At 51.5% G+C, this 18144-nt stretch carries 20 protein-coding genes; all 20 read right to left on the bottom strand.

Features of this window, described 5'->3' with window-relative positions; all coding sequences use genetic code 11:
• Window positions 1-18: 18 nt before the first annotated feature.
• The 20 genes from trpA to AC1VOR_RS09530 all read right to left on the bottom strand — a co-directional run bounded on the left by trpA (window position 19) and on the right by AC1VOR_RS09530 (window position 18099).
• Window positions 19-840, bottom strand: a complete 822-nt coding sequence (gene trpA, locus AC1VOR_RS09625; RefSeq protein WP_482617403.1) for a tryptophan synthase subunit alpha — start codon at window positions 838-840, stop codon at window positions 19-21.
• The gene (gene trpB, locus AC1VOR_RS09620; protein WP_482617402.1) at window positions 840-2036 is read right to left on the bottom strand and encodes a tryptophan synthase subunit beta; all 1197 of its coding nucleotides are present in this window, start codon (window positions 2034-2036) and stop codon (window positions 840-842) included. Before trpB ends, trpA begins: the two co-directional genes overlap by 1 nt.
• The gene (locus AC1VOR_RS09615) at window positions 2033-2701 is read right to left on the bottom strand and encodes a phosphoribosylanthranilate isomerase (protein WP_482617401.1); all 669 of its coding nucleotides are present in this window, start codon (window positions 2699-2701) and stop codon (window positions 2033-2035) included. Before AC1VOR_RS09615 ends, trpB begins: the two co-directional genes overlap by 4 nt.
• Window positions 2701-3534, bottom strand: coding sequence for an indole-3-glycerol phosphate synthase TrpC (trpC, locus tag AC1VOR_RS09610; protein WP_482617400.1), 834 nt, complete (start codon window positions 3532-3534; stop codon window positions 2701-2703). The genes AC1VOR_RS09615 and trpC overlap by 1 nt, the downstream gene beginning before the upstream one ends.
• Complete coding sequence (gene trpD / locus AC1VOR_RS09605) at window positions 3524-4564, bottom strand: anthranilate phosphoribosyltransferase (protein ID WP_482617691.1); 1041 nt, start codon at window positions 4562-4564, stop codon at window positions 3524-3526. The genes trpC and trpD overlap by 11 nt, the downstream gene beginning before the upstream one ends.
• A gap of 18 nt (window positions 4565-4582) precedes the next feature.
• Window positions 4583-6145 (bottom strand): anthranilate synthase component I, encoded by a 1563-nt coding sequence (gene trpE, locus AC1VOR_RS09600; protein ID WP_482617399.1) that lies wholly within the window; start codon window positions 6143-6145, stop codon window positions 4583-4585.
• 391 nt (window positions 6146-6536) lie between these two features.
• Window positions 6537-6911, bottom strand: coding sequence for a chorismate mutase (gene aroH, locus AC1VOR_RS09595; protein ID WP_482617398.1), 375 nt, complete (start codon window positions 6909-6911; stop codon window positions 6537-6539).
• The gene (aroB, locus tag AC1VOR_RS09590) at window positions 6904-8007 is read right to left on the bottom strand and encodes a 3-dehydroquinate synthase (RefSeq protein WP_482617397.1); all 1104 of its coding nucleotides are present in this window, start codon (window positions 8005-8007) and stop codon (window positions 6904-6906) included. The genes aroH and aroB overlap by 8 nt, the downstream gene beginning before the upstream one ends.
• Window positions 8007-9176 (bottom strand): chorismate synthase, encoded by a 1170-nt coding sequence (aroC, locus tag AC1VOR_RS09585; protein WP_482617396.1) that lies wholly within the window; start codon window positions 9174-9176, stop codon window positions 8007-8009. The genes aroB and aroC overlap by 1 nt, the downstream gene beginning before the upstream one ends.
• An 89-nt stretch (window positions 9177-9265) precedes the next feature.
• Entirely contained in the window at window positions 9266-10591 is a 1326-nt protein-coding gene (locus AC1VOR_RS09580; protein WP_482617395.1) for a hemolysin family protein, read from the bottom strand.
• Between the two features lie 303 nt (window positions 10592-10894).
• Window positions 10895-11062 carry a hypothetical protein gene (locus AC1VOR_RS09575; RefSeq protein WP_482617394.1) on the bottom strand — a complete coding sequence of 56 codons (168 nt, stop codon included), beginning with the start codon at window positions 11060-11062 and terminating at the stop codon, window positions 10895-10897.
• Between the two features lie 60 nt (window positions 11063-11122).
• Complete coding sequence (locus AC1VOR_RS09570) at window positions 11123-11956, bottom strand: CheR family methyltransferase (RefSeq protein WP_482617393.1); 834 nt, start codon at window positions 11954-11956, stop codon at window positions 11123-11125.
• Complete coding sequence (gene ndk, locus AC1VOR_RS09565) at window positions 11947-12390, bottom strand: nucleoside-diphosphate kinase (protein WP_482617392.1); 444 nt, start codon at window positions 12388-12390, stop codon at window positions 11947-11949. Before ndk ends, AC1VOR_RS09570 begins: the two co-directional genes overlap by 10 nt.
• 119 nt (window positions 12391-12509) lie before the next feature.
• Window positions 12510-13484: a polyprenyl synthetase family protein gene (locus tag AC1VOR_RS09560; protein ID WP_482617391.1), complete on the bottom strand. Its 975-nt coding sequence runs from the start codon at window positions 13482-13484 to the stop codon at window positions 12510-12512.
• Entirely contained in the window at window positions 13481-14347 is an 867-nt protein-coding gene (locus AC1VOR_RS09555) for a menaquinone biosynthetic enzyme MqnA/MqnD family protein (protein ID WP_482617390.1), read from the bottom strand. Before AC1VOR_RS09555 ends, AC1VOR_RS09560 begins: the two co-directional genes overlap by 4 nt.
• Window positions 14328-14945 carry a UbiX family flavin prenyltransferase gene (locus AC1VOR_RS09550; protein ID WP_482617389.1) on the bottom strand — a complete coding sequence of 206 codons (618 nt, stop codon included), beginning with the start codon at window positions 14943-14945 and terminating at the stop codon, window positions 14328-14330. Before AC1VOR_RS09550 ends, AC1VOR_RS09555 begins: the two co-directional genes overlap by 20 nt.
• Complete coding sequence (locus tag AC1VOR_RS09545; protein WP_482617388.1) at window positions 14942-15817, bottom strand: UbiA-like polyprenyltransferase; 876 nt, start codon at window positions 15815-15817, stop codon at window positions 14942-14944. Before AC1VOR_RS09545 ends, AC1VOR_RS09550 begins: the two co-directional genes overlap by 4 nt.
• A gap of 2 nt (window positions 15818-15819) precedes the next feature.
• Entirely contained in the window at window positions 15820-16539 is a 720-nt protein-coding gene (locus AC1VOR_RS09540; protein ID WP_482617689.1) for a demethylmenaquinone methyltransferase, read from the bottom strand.
• Window positions 16540-16550: 11 nt separating this feature from the next.
• Window positions 16551-17423, bottom strand: a complete 873-nt coding sequence (locus AC1VOR_RS09535) for a heptaprenyl diphosphate synthase component 1 (RefSeq protein WP_482617387.1) — start codon at window positions 17421-17423, stop codon at window positions 16551-16553.
• Between the two features lie 133 nt (window positions 17424-17556).
• Window positions 17557-18099 (bottom strand): hypothetical protein, encoded by a 543-nt coding sequence (locus AC1VOR_RS09530; RefSeq protein WP_482617386.1) that lies wholly within the window; start codon window positions 18097-18099, stop codon window positions 17557-17559.
• Window positions 18100-18144 lie beyond the last annotated feature (45 nt).

The following is an 18144-nucleotide window of genomic DNA, read 5'->3' as shown; positions in this document are numbered from 1 at the left end:
TATAACGCCTATAAGTTTTTATAGCTTTAATTGTGCCACAAAGTCGCGAATTTGCAATAAGGCCTGTGGTTTCGTGTCCCGGTTCTCCAGTAAGGAGATGCTATCCTCGATTTTACGGACAATAGCACTGCCGACCACTGCACCGTCACAAAGCTCCGCAAACCGCTGCACCTGTTCCCGGCTGGAGATGCCAAATCCGACCGCAACCGGCAGGTCAGTTTGTGCTTTAACAGAAGCGATAAATTCATCCACCCCGGTATGGAAGGAGGTCCGCTCTCCCGTTACTCCAAGCGACGATACGCAATAGATAAACCCGCGGGCGCGGTCCAAAATACGTGATATGCGTCCACTGGATGTCGGTGCGACCAGCGGAATAAGTTTAATATTTGCAGTATCCGCTAATTCCAGCATCTCCTCCGATTCCTCGAAAGGCAGGTCAGGGATAATGAGCCCGCTAATCCCCGCAGCCTTAACCTTCTGCAAGAAATCTTCTATTCCCATTTGCAACACGGGGTTGTAGTAAGTAAACAGGACGAAGGGCAAGGAAATGCCTCGCTCCCGGGCCTGCGCAGCCGTACGAATACAAGAAGCAATCGTAATCCCATGACGAAGCGCTCGCTCGGAAGCGCGCTGAATGACGGGACCATCGGCAAGTGGATCAGAATACGGAACGCCAAGCTCAACCACATCTGCCCCGGCCTGCTCCAATACCTCCAAAATGTCCAGCGTTGTTTCAGGATCAGGGTCTCCTACCGTAATAAAAGGGATTAGCGCCGTCCTTCCTTCCGCTTTTAGCTTGGCAAATGCAGCGTCCAGCCCATTCATCTTCTGGTTGCTCATCACGCTTCTCCCCCTCCCGTGTAGGCCATAATCGATTCCACGTCCTTATCGCCCCGACCGGACAAGCAGATGACGATGATGTCGTCAGCAGCCATTTTCGGAGCCAGCTTGACGACCTGAGCCACCGCATGTGCCGATTCTAGCGCAGGAATGATGCCTTCTGTCCGACTTAATAATTGCAGCGCATCCAAGGCCTCCTGATCCGTGATCGGGTAATACCGGGCACGCTGAATATCCTTCAAGTAAGAGTGCTCAGGCCCAATGCCCGGATAGTCCAGACCTGCGGATATGGAATGAGCCGGCTGAACCTGGCCAAATTCATCCTGCAACAAGTAGCTCATCGAGCCTTGGAAGACCCCCTTCGTCCCCTTGGTCATGGTCGCAGCATGGAACTCGGTATCCACGCCGCGGCCTGCGGCTTCTACGCCTATCAGTTGAACGTCCGTATCCTCGATAAACGGATAGAACATGCCGATCGCATTACTTCCCCCGCCAACCGCTGCAACCAACATCTCCGGCAGTCGGCCCTCGGCCTGAAGAATTTGGGCCCGGGTCTCATCCCCGATAATACGTTGGAAATTACGGACCATCATCGGATAAGGATGAGGGCCCGTTGCCGATCCGAGAATATAGAAGGTGTCCTGCACATGGCTAACCCAGTAACGTAGCGCTTCGTTACACGCATCCTTCAATGTCCGGGTGCCGGATACGACAGGAACGACTTCCGCCCCAAGCAGCTTCATGCGGAATACGTTGAGCTGTTGGCGCTTGGTGTCCTCTTCTCCCATGAACACCTTGCATTCCAGACCCAGCAGCGCCGCTACGGTAGCAGTAGCCACGCCATGCTGGCCGGCTCCCGTCTCCGCAATCACCTTCTGCTTGCCCATTCGCTTGGCTAACAGCCCTTGCCCGATGGCATTATTGATCTTATGGGCGCCGGTATGATTCAGATCTTCACGCTTCAAATAAACCTTGGCTCCACCCAAATGCTCGGTTAGCCGCTCTGCGTAATAAAGCGGCGTCTCCCGACCGGAATATTGCTTCAATAAGTAAGTGATATCCTGCTGAAAGGCGGGATCATCCTTGTATGTCAAATAGGATTGCTCCAATTCCATTAAAGCGTTCATTAAGGTTTCCGGCACATAACGGCCTCCGAAGGGGCCAAAACGTCCATGCTCGTCCGGTACTTGCTTCATCTTCCCTTCACCCTTTCCACGAATTGTGTAATTTTAGCCAGATCTTTGACGCCTCCAGTCTCAACGCCACTTGATACATCCACGCCATCAGGCTGAAGCGTCTCGATCAACAATTCAACATTGCCCGGATGAAGACCACCTGCCACAAACAACGGAATGCGCTGGGTCTTTGTCCAGTCACGGTAAGGGTTCACGGCTCTCCAATTGAAGCTATGCCCCGAGCCGCCGCCGTATTTCGGATCATACGTATCCAGCAGAACCCCGTCCAGTACATCAGCATAAGCAGCCAGTTCTGGCCTTCCATGCACCGATCCGTCCTCCTTGACGGAAAAGGCCTTCAGTACCTGTACGCCAAAGCGAGCTTTGACTTCCCGGCAGAAGGCTGGATCTTCCGTGCCATGAAGCTGTACAACGTCCAGCGGCGCTGCCCGCAGCACATCCTCCAGTTCATCCATGGAAGGATTGAGAAACACCCCAACGCTGCGTGGCGCTATCCCGGAACGGAATGCCCGGAGAAGAGGGAGCAGCTCTGCCGCCCGCTCACTGCTGATTTGACGCTTGCTCCTGGCAAATACAAATCCGATGTAATCCACGGGTAAGTTTATCATCGATTTTAGCACTTCAACGCTTTGAAGTCCACAAATTTTTACGGCGGTTTCCTTCATTACCTGACTTCCTTCCCAAGCCCGTAATTCGCCTTGCTCCCGGTAAACAGCGGACCCATCAGTTCCTGCACGGCCTCTTCGACATGCTCACGCCGCATAAAGGTTTCGCCAATCAGTACACCCTTCGCTCCCTTGTCGCTCAGGTATTCTATATCCTTACGAGAAGCAATCCCGCTCTCGCTAATGAGTGTCACATCCGAAGGTACCTGCTTAGCCAAATTAGCTGTAGTATCAAGCGATACCTCGAAGCTACGCAAATTTCGATTGTTGATGCCGATAAGCTTGGCCGTGCCTAGCGTAAGTGCCCTTTCCAGCTCCAAATGGTCATGAACTTCCACCAATACATCCAGGCCCAGCGCCTGGGACAAGGCCAGATAATCGCGTAGCTGCGAGTCGGTCAAGATGGCAACAATCAGCAGCACCGCGTCCGCGCCCAGTAATCGGGCTTCGTAAATTTGTCGTTCGTCGATGATAAAATCTTTGCGCAATAGCGGTATGCTAACCGCCCCACGAATAGCTTCCAGATAAGCACCGCTCCCCTGGAAATACGTCTCATCCGTCAATACAGAGATACAATCGGCCCCGGCCGCCTCATAGCTCTTTGCCAAGGCTACCGGGTGAAAATCCGGACGGATTAACCCTTTGGAAGGCGATGCCTTCTTCACCTCGGCAATTAGACCCATATCCCGCTTACGCCCTTCAGTCAAGGCAAGGTGGAACCCTCTTGTCGGGTCCAGCTTCGCAATACGCTGCTCCGCCTCTACTTGTGAGAAGGTTTCAGCCAAACGCTGAACCTCCTGCTTCTTCGTCTCTACAATCCGTTCAAGATACATAGCTCAATTCTCCTGTCGTTTGAATAAGCTGTTCCAGCTTGCTATACGCATGGCCCGAATCAATAGCTTTCGTGGCGATACTCACGCCGTCACGGATACTGTCTGCCAGCCCCGCCACATAGATGCAAGCCCCGGCGTTCGCCAGCACGACGTCGCGACAAGCCCCTTTCTCTCCTTGTAGAACCTGCCTTACAATCATAGCATTCTGCAACGGATCACCGCCGATCATTTCTTCCAGCGGATAAGAGCGCAGCCCTAACTCCTCGGGACGCAGATCATAAGTGGAAATGACACCCTCCTTAAGCTCCGATACCTTGGTGACCGAAGACAAGCTGATTTCATCCAGTCCCTCTTCGCTGCTCACGACCAGCGCCCGCTTCGAACCAAGCTCCCGCAGCACTTCGGCAATGGTCGTCGTTTTGCTACGATCGTAGATACCCAGCACCTGGCGGTCCGCACCGGCTGGATTAGTGAGCGGCCCCAGCATATTGAAGACGGTACGAATGCCCAACTCTCTGCGAGGTCCGGCAGCATGGCGCATGGAAGGATGGTATAACTGCGAGAACATAAAGCAGATACCGATTTCATCCAGACAACGCTTGGCCTGCGATGCATCCAGACTGATATTTACCCCCAGTGCCTCAAGCACATCAGCACTCCCTGAACGGCCCGAGGCGGAGCGATTCCCATGCTTGGCAACCCGAACCGAGACCGACGATGCCACGATGGCAGCCGTGGTTGATACATTAATTTTATGGATTCCCGAGCCACCCGTTCCGCATGTATCCAGCAGTTGCTGTGCTTCCGTATCCACCCGGCTGGATGCACCGCGCATCGCCTCGGCAAATCCGGTAATCTCTTCGACCGTTTCTCCTTTGATACGCAAGGCCGTCAACAAACTGCCGATTTGTGCAGGTGTCGATTCTCCGTCCATAATGGCCTGCATCATGCCTCGTGCCTCTTCGCGCCGTAAGTTCTGACCTTCAATCAAGCGGCTAATCCCCGCCTGTACCGTTTGCTGTTCCATCATCATGATTCGCTCCTCTCTTTATTTTCCTGGGGTATATTCATACAGATAATCCTGATTAATTACGTCATCACAGGAGGATGGTACCGGAAACATTTGCTCAGCCGTGCGAATTGCGGTTAACAGTGCCTTCGCTTTATTGACCGATTCCTGATACTCGTTCTCTGGAATGGAATCCCATACAATGCCCCCTCCTGCTTGCACATAGGCTTTGCCTCCTTTGAATACGATCGTACGGATCGTAATGCAAGAATCCATGTTGCCAGAGAAGCCCAGGTAACCAATCGCCCCGGCGTAGGTTCCGCGAGCTTCACGTTCCAGTTCCGCAATGATCTCCATCGCCCGCAGCTTGGGTGCACCGGATACGGTCCCGGCTGGCAGGCAAGAGAGGAAGGCATCGAAGAAATCTTTATCCTCGCGAAGCTGACCCGACACCTTGGACACCAGATGCATGACATGAGAGTAGCGTTCAACTTCCATATAAGACTCGCATTTGACACTGCCGAAGTCAGACACCCGGCCAAGATCGTTACGTCCCAGATCCACAAGCATCAAATGCTCGGCACGTTCCTTCTCGTCTTGCAGCAGTTCCGTCTCCAGTGCCAGGTCACTCTCCTCCGTCTCTCCCCGAGGTCTTGTGCCAGCAATTGGACGGGTCTCTACCCGACCATTCTCAACCTTGACCAGAACTTCCGGGGAAGTTCCGACGATGATCTCTTCACCCAGCTTGAGATAATACATATAAGGTGATGGATTCATAGTCCGCAGAACACGATACACATGCAGCGGGTCTACCTCTGTTTCGATATGGAAGCGCTGGGACAATACAACCTGAAAAATGTCCCCAGCGCGAATATAATCCTTCGCTGTCTCCACATTTGCAATAAATTGTTCCTTAGTCAGATTAGAGCGGACATCCCCAAGATCGGTTACCGATGGCACCGGACGACGATTGAAGCTCTCCCCGGCCCCCTCCTCCTGCAGCAAGTCAGCAGCTTCATCCAGCTTCCGCTCTGCCAGCTCATAAGCCTGGCGAATCTCTTCATCCCGGGCGCCTGGCTTCACATGCACGTTGGATACCAGCAATATCCGCTGTTTCACGTGATCAAATACAATAATTTGGTCGCAGAACATGAATTGCATATCCTGTAAATTCAGGTCGTCCACCGGGTGAGACGGAAGCTTCTCATAATATTGCAGCAGATCATAACCGAAAAACCCGATAGCTCCACCAGTAAACGGCGGCATTTCCGGAAGTTTAGGACTACGGTATCCACGTAAGATGGCTTTCAGCTCATCTAGAGGCTTATCGGAGCGAAGCCGTTCCTTTACTCCCTCCCGCTCGATCGTCACTTCCCCTTTCTTTGCTGATATCAGCAGAAACGGATCTGTACCGATGAAGGAATAACGCGCCCATTGACTGCCACCTTCTACACTTTCCAGCAGGAACGCCCGCTCCCGCTGGGCAATTCGACGAAATATCCGGATGGGAGTCTCCAGATCAGCGAGCAGTGTACGGGTAATCGGGATTAAATTATATTGACTGGCCAAAGCAATGACCTCTTCAACTTGCGGATTTGCCATGTCTTTCACTTCCTTTTCGGATAATGGGTTCGTTATGGACAAACAAAAAAACCTCTACCGAAGTAGAGGTTTTGGATTTGCGGTTTATTTGAAAATGCCTGATTCTACATAAGTCATGATAACTGAAGAAGCCACACTTGGACATTCTGCACAATTCTCCTCGCATACCCTGAAGAAACGCGCACAACTCCCCGCTGCGGTCAACATTCATAGTTCATCTACTTATGGAACCTGCACTTACTCAACTAAACTCAGCTCATCTCGGGCTCGGCTCTACTCAGCTCTAAACAAAACAATCATCTAATCTAAAACTCACTCAGCTAAAACTATCTTTAATATAACTTATTCTCTATGAATTTGGCAACCCTGCCTGTCAGCAAATTTCTCCGTATTAAGATGAGGACACGCCCAAATCAGGACGGAGAATTCTGGCTTCATTTAAATAGACATGCTTCATATCGCGCTGCCCCTTCGTCGTGTTCACATGAATCAGCAACCGAATGCACATGGGTAACGCACCCTTCACCGGTATCTCGGTAGAACACATTAAGGGCACCATATCCCAGCCCTTCAAATCCCGAATTGCTCTTGCGGGAAAGGTAGCATCCAAATCCGGCGTTACCGTGATCCAAACGCTGCTGATGTCCTCAGGGACGATTTGATTACGTTCCACGATTTCCTTCAGCATGTCGGCCGTTGCCGCCAACATATCCTGCTCCTCATTGCGGGTGACCGTCGTTGCCCCGCGAATGCCACGGTTATACATGTGGTTCCTCCTCTTTCAACTCGGCGATGACCCGGTGGACTTCCTCCAACGTAACATCATCCACGATTTCTACTTTTCCGATGTCTACCGGCAAAACAAACACCATCTGTTGCTCCTTGAACTTCTTATCATGCATCATGGCGTGAATCAATTCGTCGCCCTTTAACTGACCTGGCATAGCGGTAGGCAAGCCGTATCCACCAAGCAAGGCGACCGTATCCTCATAAAGCTTCGGCGAACGGCCCCTGTTCACCGCTAGTTTGGCTGCAGCAGCCATCCCGATGGATATCGCTTCCCCGTGCAGGAATTCACCATATCCGCCAATAGCTTCAATAGCATGCCCCAGCGTATGGCCCAAATTAAGAATTGCCCGCAGGCCCTGCTCGCGCTCATCCACAGACACTACCTGAGCTTTGACGGAGCAGCCTTGTATCAGGCCGTAGCCCAGTGCTTCCGGATCAAGAGCCAGCAGCTCAGAGGTGTGCTCACGGCACCAATCAGCAAATTCGGCATCCCAGATCAGGCCATGCTTGACCATTTCGGACAAACCGGCACGAACATCACGGAGAGGCAGGGTTTGCAGACTATCTACGTCATACAGCACCAACTCCGGCTGATGAAAGGCGCCAATCATATTCTTCGCCAGTCGGTGGTTGACGGCGACCTTACCGCCAACGCTGCTGTCATGAGCCAGAATGGTTGTTGGCATCTGCACGAAGGCAACCCCGCGCATATATGTCGCCGCCACGAATCCGGCCAAATCGCCAACAACGCCGCCACCCAAAGCAACCACGACAGAGCGGCGGTCCAGACCGCCCTCAATCGCTGCCGTCATCAGGTTCTCATAAACCTCCAGCGACTTGGACTTCTCTCCCGCCACAACGGTTACACTGACGGTACGATAGCCTGCCTTCTGGAGCGAAGCCTCTACCACATGGAGATATAGAGGTGCCACATTATCGTCGGTTACAATCAGCACGGGGCTCTTCATCGAAAGCTTGTGCTCTATGAAAAATTCTCCCGAGCGTGCCAGCAGCCCGCTGCCGATATAGATGGGATAAGATCGCTCGCCCAGATCCACCTGCAGCGTTCTCATCAATATTCCTCCAACTGTGCCAGGTACCCCTGCACGTTACGTTCAATCTCCTGAATCGAGTCACCGCCGAACTTCTCCAGGAAGGCCTTGGCTACTTCCCAGGCTACAACATGCTCAAGCACTACACTGGCGGCTGGCACGGCGCAAGCATCCGAACGCTCCACCTGTGCTGCAAAAGCTTCCTTCGTATCAATGTCCACACTTTGGAGCGGTTTGTATAAGGTTGGAATAGGCTTCATCACACCGCGAACCACCAGAGGCATTCCGTTCGTCATGCCACCCTCGAAGCCACCCAGCCGGTTGGTAGACCGGTGGTACCCACGTTCCTTCGTATATACAATCTCATCATGAACCTGCGATCCAGGAATCGTACCCGCCTCAAAGCCAATACCGATTTCTACTCCCTTAAAGGCGTTGATCGACATCACAGCCTGGGCAATTCTACCGTCCAGCTTGCGATCGTATTGTGCATGGCTACCCAGTCCCACCGGAACGCCTTCTACGATGCATTCCACGATCCCGCCGATGGAGTCGCCTTCTTCCTTGATTTTATCAATATAAGCTTCCATCTTCTTCTCGGTCTCGCTGTCCGCTACCCGCACCGAAGAAGCCTCGGTTACGCGCGCCAGCTCTGATAGCGGCAGGTTATGGGGCGGAGCCTCAATTTCGCCGATTCGAATAACATGACCGGCAATGCGAATGCCGAAATGCTCCAAGAACTGCTTGGCAACGGCACCAACGGCAACGCGAATCGCCGTTTCCCGGGCACTGGACCGCTCAAGCACATTACGCAAATCCTTATGGTTATATTTCAAGCCGCCGTTCAGGTCGGCATGGCCAGGACGGGGACGATGCACTCTACGCTTCTCCTCATCCGTACCTTCCATCGGCTCTATGTTCATGATCTTCTGCCAGTGCTTCCAATCGTTGTTCTCTACAATCAATGCCACAGGAGCACCCGTGGTATAGCCATGGCGGACACCTCCGGCGATCTGGGCAGTATCCTTTTCAATTTGCATGCGGCGGCCGCGGCCGTACCCTTTCTGGCGACGAGCCAGTTCAAAGTTAAGCGCCTCAAAATCGAGCTGCAAGTGGCTCGGCAATCCTTCAATAATCGCAGTCAGTTGGGGTCCATGCGTCTCCCCCGCTGTTAAGTAACGTAAACTCATGATGTTGCGTTCCCCCTTTAAACTGTTAAACTGTAAAGAGCTAAAATCTAATCATCTTTGCCCATTATAATATTGATCGCCTGCTTCTGTCACGTGATGTTTGCATTTTCCGGAAAAAAGTCGCTCTGTTTGATAACAGCCAGCTTGCGAATGCGGTGCTGTCCTACCTCTCGTACAGCGAATATATACCCCCGGTATTCAAATTCGGGCTTCTCCTGAATCGTAGGAATCCGCTTGAGTCGTCCGATCATAAATCCGCTTAGCGTATCATAATCCTCTATCGGCAAAGGGATATCCAATACGTCCTGAGCATCATGCAGCGACATGGTGCCACTGAACAAATAATTCCCCTCCGCCACTTGCTCGAATTCAAGCTCTTCACTGTCATGCTCATCATAAATATTCCCGACGATCTCCTCCAGCAAATCCTCCATCGTGACAATCCCCGCCGTCCCGCCATATTCATCAACAATGACAGCCATCTGGATGCGGTTCTGCTGCATTTCCTCAAATAATTCATTCGTTTTCCTTGACATCGGCACAAAGTGAGGTGGCGTTACCATTTCCTGCAAATTCCAGTTCTCTTGCTCTCCACCCCGCAAATAACGCAGCAAATCTTTACTATGCAGAATCCCAATCACATTGTCGATCGTCTCCTCATAGACCGGGAAGCGAGTATACTGCTCCTTGTCGGCCAGTTCAGCAACCGTCTGCTGATCCGCCTCTACAGGAATACCGACGACATGAATTCGATGGGTCATAATTTCATCAACCGTCAAATTATCAAAGTCAAAGATGTTGTTAATCATCAGCTTCTCAATCGGCTGAATCGTCCCCATTTCTGTGCCGGTATCCAGCATCATGCGAATTTCTTCCTCGGACACCTCTTCATCATTGGCATTCGGGTCGATTCCGAACAATCTGACAATCAGATTCGTCGAACCGGTAAGCAGCTTCACAAACGGCGCGGTCACCTTGGACAATACCATGAGTGTAGTGGCCGCAAGCATCGCCATGCTTTCAGCTCTCTTCATCGCTACCCGCTTGGGAACGAGTTCGCCAAGCACCAATTGGAAATAAGATAACAGCAACGTAATGACAATCAATGAAATTGTACTGAGTACGGAAGGCGCAAGCGGCACACCGAGCAGAATCAGATAAGCGGCCAGATCTCCAGCAAAGCTCTCTCCTGCAAAGGCACTGGCAAAAAATCCAGCAAGCGTGATCCCGATTTGAATCGTTGCCAGGAACTTGCTGGGCTCGCCGAGCAAGCCTAGAATAATCTTCGCCTTACGATGGCCTTGCTGGGCCATTGCCCTTATTTTATTATCATTCAGGGAGATCAAGGCAATTTCCGATGCTGCAAAAAAAGCATTAATCAAAATCAAAACAAGAATAATAAAAAGCTCAACCAATCCCACACACCTCCAAATATTTCCCCGTTATTTTGCCGTAACGAATCCTTAGATATACGCAAAAAGGCACAACCCGCCGTCAATCACTTGACGCAGATTATGCCCGATCATCCGTTAAAGACGGATGTTAAAGGATTCAGTTGTATTTGCTGGCTACTCTCGGGGTCGTCCGAAGCATTCATGGATGAAACCTCTTCCTGACATTAATTATAGATTATTATAGGAAGATCCTCACCCCGCTGTCAAGATGGACCCTCTGGACCTATCTGTTCAGCGTAACGTTAACTGCCTCTTCATAACCGCTTAGCCAGAAGCCGGCTGGTTATCCAAAGGGCAAGGGCGGCTGCCCTCAAGCGGAACGTCTTCCAGCATCCGCTTCAAGTGGGTGCTTTCAATCCCCAGCACTTGCGCACATTCCTGCGGCGTCAGAAATCCCCGCTGATAAGCTTCGATCACCTTTCGCTTGTCCATGACCTGACCTCCATTGACCGTATGCTTCAAGTATAGGAAAGTTCAGGAGATAATATACAATCAGGACTTCTTGCGATAGAAGAAAGTTTCCGCTGGCTCCAGCCCATATTGACTTGGGGAGAAGATCTGCTCCGTACTGCCCACGAATAGAATGCCACCGGGGCGAAGCGCATTTGCAAATTTATGATAGAGTACCTGCTTGGCTTCTTCGGTAAAATAAATCATGACGTTCCGGCATACGATCAGGTCAAACCCTTCTTCGAACGTATCCAGCAGCAGGTTTTGCTTCTTGAAGGTAACCGCCTTCTTCAGCTTGGCATCGAAACGAAACATCTGCCCCTCCGCCGTGAAATACCGCTCGGCCACCTCCTTAGGCACATCCTTCAACGAGCGCTCCAGATAAAGCCCTTCCTGTGCCTTTGCCAGCGCTCCCTCATCAATATCCGTAGCTAGCAGATAGGTTCCACTGAGCAATCCGGAATCAGCCAGAATCATGGACAGCGTATAAGGCTCTTCTCCGGTCGAGCAGGCAGCGCTCCATACCCGCAGCTTCGGCCGTCCAGCAGATAGCTCAGGCAGGGCTTCATCCCGAAGCACCTCCCAGCGATTCGGGTTTCGCCAAAATTCAGAGACGTTAATCGTCATTTTATCCAGGAACTCGTAAAACAACGTCTTATTGCCCATCATTGCCGTATAGAAATCTGTGAATTTGGTATATCCGTTCTTGTTACGCAGCGTAGTTAACCGCCGCTTCATCTGGGCCTCCTTGTATTGGGCCAAGTCGATGCCCGTGCTCTTCTTGATGCCATGAATAAATTCAAGATAATCGGGGTCTATACCCGTCTCTGCTTGGTCTGCCCGGGGAAGTTCGGGAAAGATGCGGTTCATATCCATGAGCTCACGCTTCTCGAATACTTTACGAGCTCCGCTTCCGTAAAGAAATTGGCGATTTCCCGTTCCGCGCTTTCGCTGCCGTCCGAGCCATGTATTAGATTGAACGGCGTATGTGCGGCAAAATCCCCGCGAATAGTTCCAGGCAAAGCCTCCGTCACCTTCGTCTTGCCGATTACCATACGAGATAACGTAATGATATCATCGCCCGTCCATACCATAGCAAACACCGGACCAGAAGTGATAAAGCCTACCAGTTCATCAAAGAAGGGTTTCCCCTCATGCTCGGTATAATGCTTCTTCGCCTGAGCCTCCGTCATCTGGGTCAGCTTGGCCGCAATCATTTGGAAGCCCTTATCTTCGAACCGGCTAACGATCTTGCCCACCAATCCGCGCTGTACGCCGTCTGGTTTAACCATCAAAAAAGTTCTTTCCATGGTTCCCCTCCCGAAAAAAGTCAACATTCTCCATTCGTTTGCTAGACGCCTCGCCCGATCTTACGGAAAGAAGGCGGTTTCATCTGCATTTTACCAGATACTCACGAAATAGGTAAAGATTAATAGGCACGCTTATTGATAAAACGGGCAATGTCCTGCAAATGTGTCCGTGAAGCCGTGTCCGCCAGTCCTTCCAACGCCTTGAGCGCCTTGTCAATAAAACGGTCCGCCAGTACCTCTGCTCGTTCAATTCCCCGGCTCTCCCGAATCATCTCAATCGCCCTCTTCTCGTGTCCGGTACCATCTCCCGCTTGAATACCGCGGATTTCTTGTAGTAGGGGCTCTCTTAGTTCCCCTTCCTGCAAGGCGAAGATTACGGGAAGCGTAATATTGCCCTGACGCATATCGCTGCCTGGCGGTTTGCCAATCGTCTTCTCCGTCCCGAACAAATCCAGCAAGTCATCGCGAATTTGAAAGGCCATGCCTACATTGTAGCCATATCGGTAGAGGGCAGCGCTTACCTCATGGGAAGCTTCTGCCGCCATCGATCCGAGCTGGCAGCTTATCGCAATCAGCAGAGCCGTCTTGCGGCGAATCCGCAGCAAATAGTTCCTGACGCTCTGCTCGGTATTGAAAAAGTCACGGATCTGCTCCATCTCACCGATGGACATCTCCACCATAGCTTTGGCCAGTATTTGATGTATGTATGGGTTGTCCAGCTTCGCTACCTGCTGAAGCGCTTTGGCGTAGATATAATCACCCGTGTACATGGCAATTCGATTATCCCATTTGGACTTGACCGTAGCCTTCCCACGCCGTGTGTCAGCATCGTCAATCACATCGTCATGCACCAGCGATGCCGAATGGATCATTTCGAGTGGCACCGCGATGTATTGCAGCTTCTGCAAATCGTAATTCCCAAACTTGCCGCCTAGCAAGACGAATACAGGACGCAGCCGTTTCCCTCCCGCCTTCAGCAAATGCAAGGACGTTTCGCTCAGCAGACCATCATCGTCTTCAATTGCTAGATAGAGCTGCTTCTCGATATAATCCATATCCTTCTTTAGTGATCCAAAAATATCCAATAGTTTCATTCTTTCACCCGTGTCAACGAATTATGATTCCATATTTCCATGTCTACCCGATGATTCAGCAAGCCCATTTCATAAGCGTAATCGAAGTAGAGCGACAGACCCTTACGGCGTTCCGGTCCAAAATCATAACGTAAATTGTGAAAATAGTGCTGCCAGTATTCCCTGGTGCCGCCCAATTCTTCGCAGGCCTTCATAACCAGAGGCATCACATCAGCAAGGCTTCTCTGCTTGCTGGCTTCAAAGGCCGACGTAATCTCCTCCAGAAAGTCTTCATGACTCCGGGCAAATGACTGCTGCACAGCCCAGACGGCAAAGGTCATACCGTAACCAGTCCATGCCTTCCAGATTTCCCCAAGGTCCGTCATGATATAACCGGGATGATGCCAAGAGGCTTGAATGGCCTGATCTCCAATCAGCAGCGCCGCATCGCTGTCTTCCATCATTGCCTCCAGATTAGGGTCGCTATCCCAATAGCTTGGCTTGCCACCATAGGCCTTTTCCATAATAATCTTCAACAAATTCACCGAAGTGGCTGACGTATTTGTCAAGGCAATCCGGCCATTCGCCACTTGCTCGGGCGGCTTCCGCGAGAAGAGCAGAATGGAATTTACCGGGCCGTCGGCGCTTACCGAGAGATTGGGCAACAATACTAACCGATCACTACCATGTCCATAAGCGAAGGAAGATACCGGCGATATATGGAGTGACCCCTCCAACATCCCGCGATTCAGCTTGGATGGCACCTCGGTCACCAGTCGGCTGGGTTGCGAGAGCTTAGCCGTCTCAAAATAGTGGAATACAGGCCACACGTTGCTATATTTGATTTTACCGATGAGGATGTCTTTATCGCTCCGGCTCTGCATCGTGATCCCCCCATCTATGAAATAAGGCATGCTCAATACCGAGATTGTCCAATACCTTGCCCACCATAAACGCCACAAGATCATCGATGGTCTGTGGACCAAAATAAAACGCTGGCATCGCAGGAATCATCCGAACCCCTAAGCGGGACAGCTTCAGCATGTTCTCCAGATGAATGGCATGCAGTGGTGTTTCGCGGGGAACCAGCACTAACGGCCTCCCCTCCTTGAGCATGACGTCCGCCGCGCGGGCCATCAAATTATCGGATGCCCCCGTCGCGATCGAGGATAAGGTGCCCATCGAACAAGGCATCACGATCATGCCGTAGGTAAGAAAAGAGCCGCTGGCGATCGAAGCGCCGATGTCGGCGATCGGATGGTACACGAGCTTGCCGGGAAGTGCACCGAAGCTCGTCCGCAGCACCTCTTCCCGATTTGTCGTATCCCAGCCGAGCTCTTCCTTGATCACCCGCCAACCCGCATTGGAAATAACCAGATGGACGGTAAACTGCATGCCGAGCAGCGTCTCAATCAGCTTGACACCGTAAATGGAGCCACTGGCCCCGGTTATGCCAATGACGATTGTTTTGGTCTTATTCATCTGTAATGACGCACCACCAAGTCGATCAAAGTAAAGGAGAAGACCACGATGCTAAGTACACCGTTCATCGTAAAGAAAGCAGTCTGCAGACGGCTTAGATCCCCCGGAGACACGATATGATGCTCATAGAACAATATCAAATAAGCGATAATCATACCTGCAATATACCACCAGCCCAAATCCATCATAAGCAGCATGGCGATGAAGCCTAACGCCGTGAGAATATGGAAGGCCTGGGCAATCTTTAAGGATTTGGCCACTCCGAAGCGCACCGGAATAGAATGAAGACCCTCTTTCTTATCGAATTCAACATCCTGGCAGGCATAAATAATATCAAAGCCGGCAATCCAGAACGTAATCGTAGCAAAGAAAATCATTGCCGTCCAATCGACCTTACCGGTCACCGCAGCCCAGCCTCCCAGTGGGGCCAGAGCAATCGTCAGACCTAGCACCACATGGCAAAGCCAGGTAAAACGTTTCGTGTAGGAGTAAAACACAAGCATCACTACAGCGATAGGCAATAATTTGAGCGCCAGTGGCTCAAGTTCGGCCGCAGCCCAGAACAATAGCACAAAGGAAACGATAATAAATATGAGGACTTCGCCAATCTTGAGTAAGCCTGCAGGGATGGCACGACCCGCAGTTCGTGGATTCTTGGCATCACTGACCCGGTCAATCAACCGGTTAAGCCCCATAGCTGCACTGCGAGCTCCAAACATGGCTAGTAATACCCAACCAATTTGTGCCCAGGAGGGCAGCGTATTATTGACGACCTCGGAACCAAGGAGCGCCCCCATAAATGCAAAGGGCAGTGCGAACACCGTGTGTTCAAATTTAATCATTTGCAGAAAAATACCGATTTTCTTAAACATGCCTACGTCTCCTTCGTTCCGATGTGCAGAGCGGCAATTCCACCGGTCAAAGGATAGGCTTCAACCCCGATTAATCCGGTCTCCCGGAAAATTTGGGCAAGCTCTGCGCGCCCTGGGAACTGAACCAGTGACTCCGGCAGCCACTTATATTGCTGATACCGCTTGGCCACTAGCTTGCCGACCATCGGCATAATTTGCTGGAAGTAAAAATAATAAAGTCCCTTGAAGGGCTGCCAGGTCGGCTTGGACAATTCCAGACAAACGACCATGCCGCCCGGCTTCACAACCCGCTTCATCTCCCGCAAGACTTGGCGCAGATCAGGCACGTTACGTAAGCCGAACCCGATCGTCGCATAATCAAAGGTATCATCCTCAAACGGCAATGCCATCGCATTTCCTTGAATCAAGGAGATTTGCGATTCCAACCCGCTCTCCTCGACCTTGCGGCGTCCAAACTCCAGCATATTCTCACTGAAGTCGAGGCCGGTAATCGTCCCTCCGCTGGCCTGAGCCATACTGATCGTCCAGTCGCAGGTCCCGCAGCATAAATCAATAGCTGTATCCCCAGGGGACATCTTCATCTTGGCCATCGTAAATTTACGCCAGGCCTTATGGCGTCTAAAGCTAATTAAATCATTCATCATATCGTATTTTGGAGCAATGCTCTCAAAGACGGAGTGTACAAACTGTTCCTTGTTCTCCGATGAAGTCGATGGACTCATTCGCAAATTACCTACCCTTCTTGCACGGAACGGCGCACAGGCGACAATACGGCGGCAAACGGCTCAACAATCGCCCGCAGTTCGGCCCGCACCGTTTCTTTGTTGCATTCATGGAGCAGTGATTGCACATGGTCCACCGATTGGTGGAGCATGGATGTCAGTTGCTCTCTGATGTTATATTTGGCTAATAGTAACGTCCAGTCGCGTTCCCCGATCTTGCGTTCGGAGAGCGTCTCCCGTTCCTCGGAGGTTGCGGCTTCCATGATTCGCAGGTAGGCGTAACCTTTGCGCTCCTGCGGCAATTGTCCAGCCAGGCGAATCTCGTCCATTACAACCTCGCAATGACTTAATTCCGCCAGTAAATGCTGCCACACGCTTTGGGCCGATTGGTCCAGCAAATGCGTGAAAGAAAGAAAAAGCCCCATCCTCACATGGACGCATTCCTTCACATATTCCTCCGCCGGAAGCACCATCCGCTTGAGCCGGCTATACAAACGTGCCTTCAGCCGGTTCACCTCGCAAATGGCCGCACTCATCCGGGACACCATACCAATCTCTCCGGCCTGGGCCAGCAACTGATAGAAGGCGCCGCTGAAGTAATCCCCCGCCAGCACCTTAAGCTGCCTTGCACGCATCTCAGGCGAAGCCTCGGCTAAGCCCTGCTCCAAATCAATCTGATCATGGGTATCCATGCCTAATTGCACGAGGAAAGCAGCGAGCGAACAAGTCTCCGCCGTCGAAGCCGAGCCCTCCTCCCGATCGTTTAGAAAGGTATAAAGCAAGCGAACACGGGGCACCGGAAATTCCGGAAGCGCCGTGTATGCGGTAATCATGTCATAGCTGACATATTTATGTGCCAATTCAGTTATGCGATAAGGTTTCATCCTTTGCCTCCGAGCCGCTAGTCCTTTATCATTCATTGATTCACAATAATTCTGTCACAATCTTGTCTATTATAGCATATGTTATTTCACTGCGCACAGAGGAGAACGGTGATCCGCAAGAGAAATATGGACACTACTCATTCAGAAAACGAGACTTCCATAGCTGCGTCTCCGTGATATGCATTTTTGACTGCAAATCCTCCGTTAATGGACCGTTTCCTGTATCACGCAAGCCGGACAATTCCTCGGTTGATACTTCCTCCCGCTTCACATCGGCGGCAATAAGCAGATATCTCGTTCCCAGCCAACGGTCCTCGGCTAGCACACGCAGTAACAATTGGTCTACGTTGCTAGTATGCTCGAAGGCAAAGGAGATCAACTCGGCCATTCCCTGGTAGACCTGTTCCGTGCTTGCCGCCTCATCCGTCACCTTCAAATCAACAGACAGGATGCCCGCATTCAAATCTACCTTGGCAAGTGGTAACGGAAGCGGCAGGGTGGACAACCCATCGACCAAATTATCCTCGGTTAACCTGGCAGGCTTTTGTCCGGCAAATACGGTGGTTGCATGTGATGTCTGCTCCCTTTGCGGATGGCCAAGTGCAGATATCGCTGCCCACAAAATAGCACAGCTCATGGCCAGCAGCACAGCGCGGAAGACTATTTTCCCATACATGGGGCACTCTCCCTTCTGATGCGCTCGGGCAGGCAGAGTTATCCT

It is taken from the genome of Paenibacillus sp. 1SOY10 (assembly GCF_056836745.1).
The sequence above is the reverse complement of the archived record's forward strand: the minus strand, read 5'-3'. Positions and strand labels throughout refer to the sequence as shown.

Excerpts from the sequence above, each read along its gene's own strand:
- trpA (WP_482617403.1), bottom strand. The coding sequence starts at position 840 with ATGAGCAACCAGAAGATGAATGGGCTGGACGCTGCATTTGCCAAGCTA.
- trpB (WP_482617402.1), bottom strand. The coding sequence starts at position 2,036 with ATGAAGCAAGTACCGGACGAGCATGGACGTTTTGGCCCCTTCGGAGGC.
- AC1VOR_RS09615 (WP_482617401.1), bottom strand. The coding sequence starts at position 2,701 with ATGAAGGAAACCGCCGTAAAAATTTGTGGACTTCAAAGCGTTGAAGTG.
- trpC (WP_482617400.1), bottom strand. The coding sequence starts at position 3,534 with ATGTATCTTGAACGGATTGTAGAGACGAAGAAGCAGGAGGTTCAGCGT.
- trpD (WP_482617691.1), bottom strand. The coding sequence starts at position 4,564 with ATGATGGAACAGCAAACGGTACAGGCGGGGATTAGCCGCTTGATTGAA.
- trpE (WP_482617399.1), bottom strand. The coding sequence starts at position 6,145 with ATGGCAAATCCGCAAGTTGAAGAGGTCATTGCTTTGGCCAGTCAATAT.
- aroH (WP_482617398.1), bottom strand. The coding sequence starts at position 6,911 with ATGTATAACCGTGGCATTCGCGGGGCAACGACGGTCACCCGCAATGAG.
- aroB (WP_482617397.1), bottom strand. The coding sequence starts at position 8,007 with ATGAGAACGCTGCAGGTGGATCTGGGCGAGCGATCTTATCCCATCTAT.
- aroC (WP_482617396.1), bottom strand. The coding sequence starts at position 9,176 with ATGAGTTTACGTTACTTAACAGCGGGGGAGACGCATGGACCCCAACTG.
- AC1VOR_RS09575 (WP_482617394.1), bottom strand. The coding sequence starts at position 11,062 with ATGGACAAGCGAAAGGTGATCGAAGCTTATCAGCGGGGATTTCTGACG.
- AC1VOR_RS09570 (WP_482617393.1), bottom strand. The coding sequence starts at position 11,956 with ATGGATATGAACCGCATCTTTCCCGAACTTCCCCGGGCAGACCAAGCA.
- ndk (WP_482617392.1), bottom strand. The coding sequence starts at position 12,390 with ATGGAAAGAACTTTTTTGATGGTTAAACCAGACGGCGTACAGCGCGGA.
- AC1VOR_RS09560 (WP_482617391.1), bottom strand. The coding sequence starts at position 13,484 with ATGAAACTATTGGATATTTTTGGATCACTAAAGAAGGATATGGATTAT.
- AC1VOR_RS09555 (WP_482617390.1), bottom strand. The coding sequence starts at position 14,347 with ATGCAGAGCCGGAGCGATAAAGACATCCTCATCGGTAAAATCAAATAT.
- AC1VOR_RS09550 (WP_482617389.1), bottom strand. The coding sequence starts at position 14,945 with ATGAATAAGACCAAAACAATCGTCATTGGCATAACCGGGGCCAGTGGC.
- AC1VOR_RS09545 (WP_482617388.1), bottom strand. The coding sequence starts at position 15,817 with ATGTTTAAGAAAATCGGTATTTTTCTGCAAATGATTAAATTTGAACAC.
- AC1VOR_RS09540 (WP_482617689.1), bottom strand. The coding sequence starts at position 16,539 with ATGAGTCCATCGACTTCATCGGAGAACAAGGAACAGTTTGTACACTCC.
- AC1VOR_RS09535 (WP_482617387.1), bottom strand. The coding sequence starts at position 17,423 with ATGAAACCTTATCGCATAACTGAATTGGCACATAAATATGTCAGCTAT.
- AC1VOR_RS09530 (WP_482617386.1), bottom strand. The coding sequence starts at position 18,099 with ATGTATGGGAAAATAGTCTTCCGCGCTGTGCTGCTGGCCATGAGCTGT.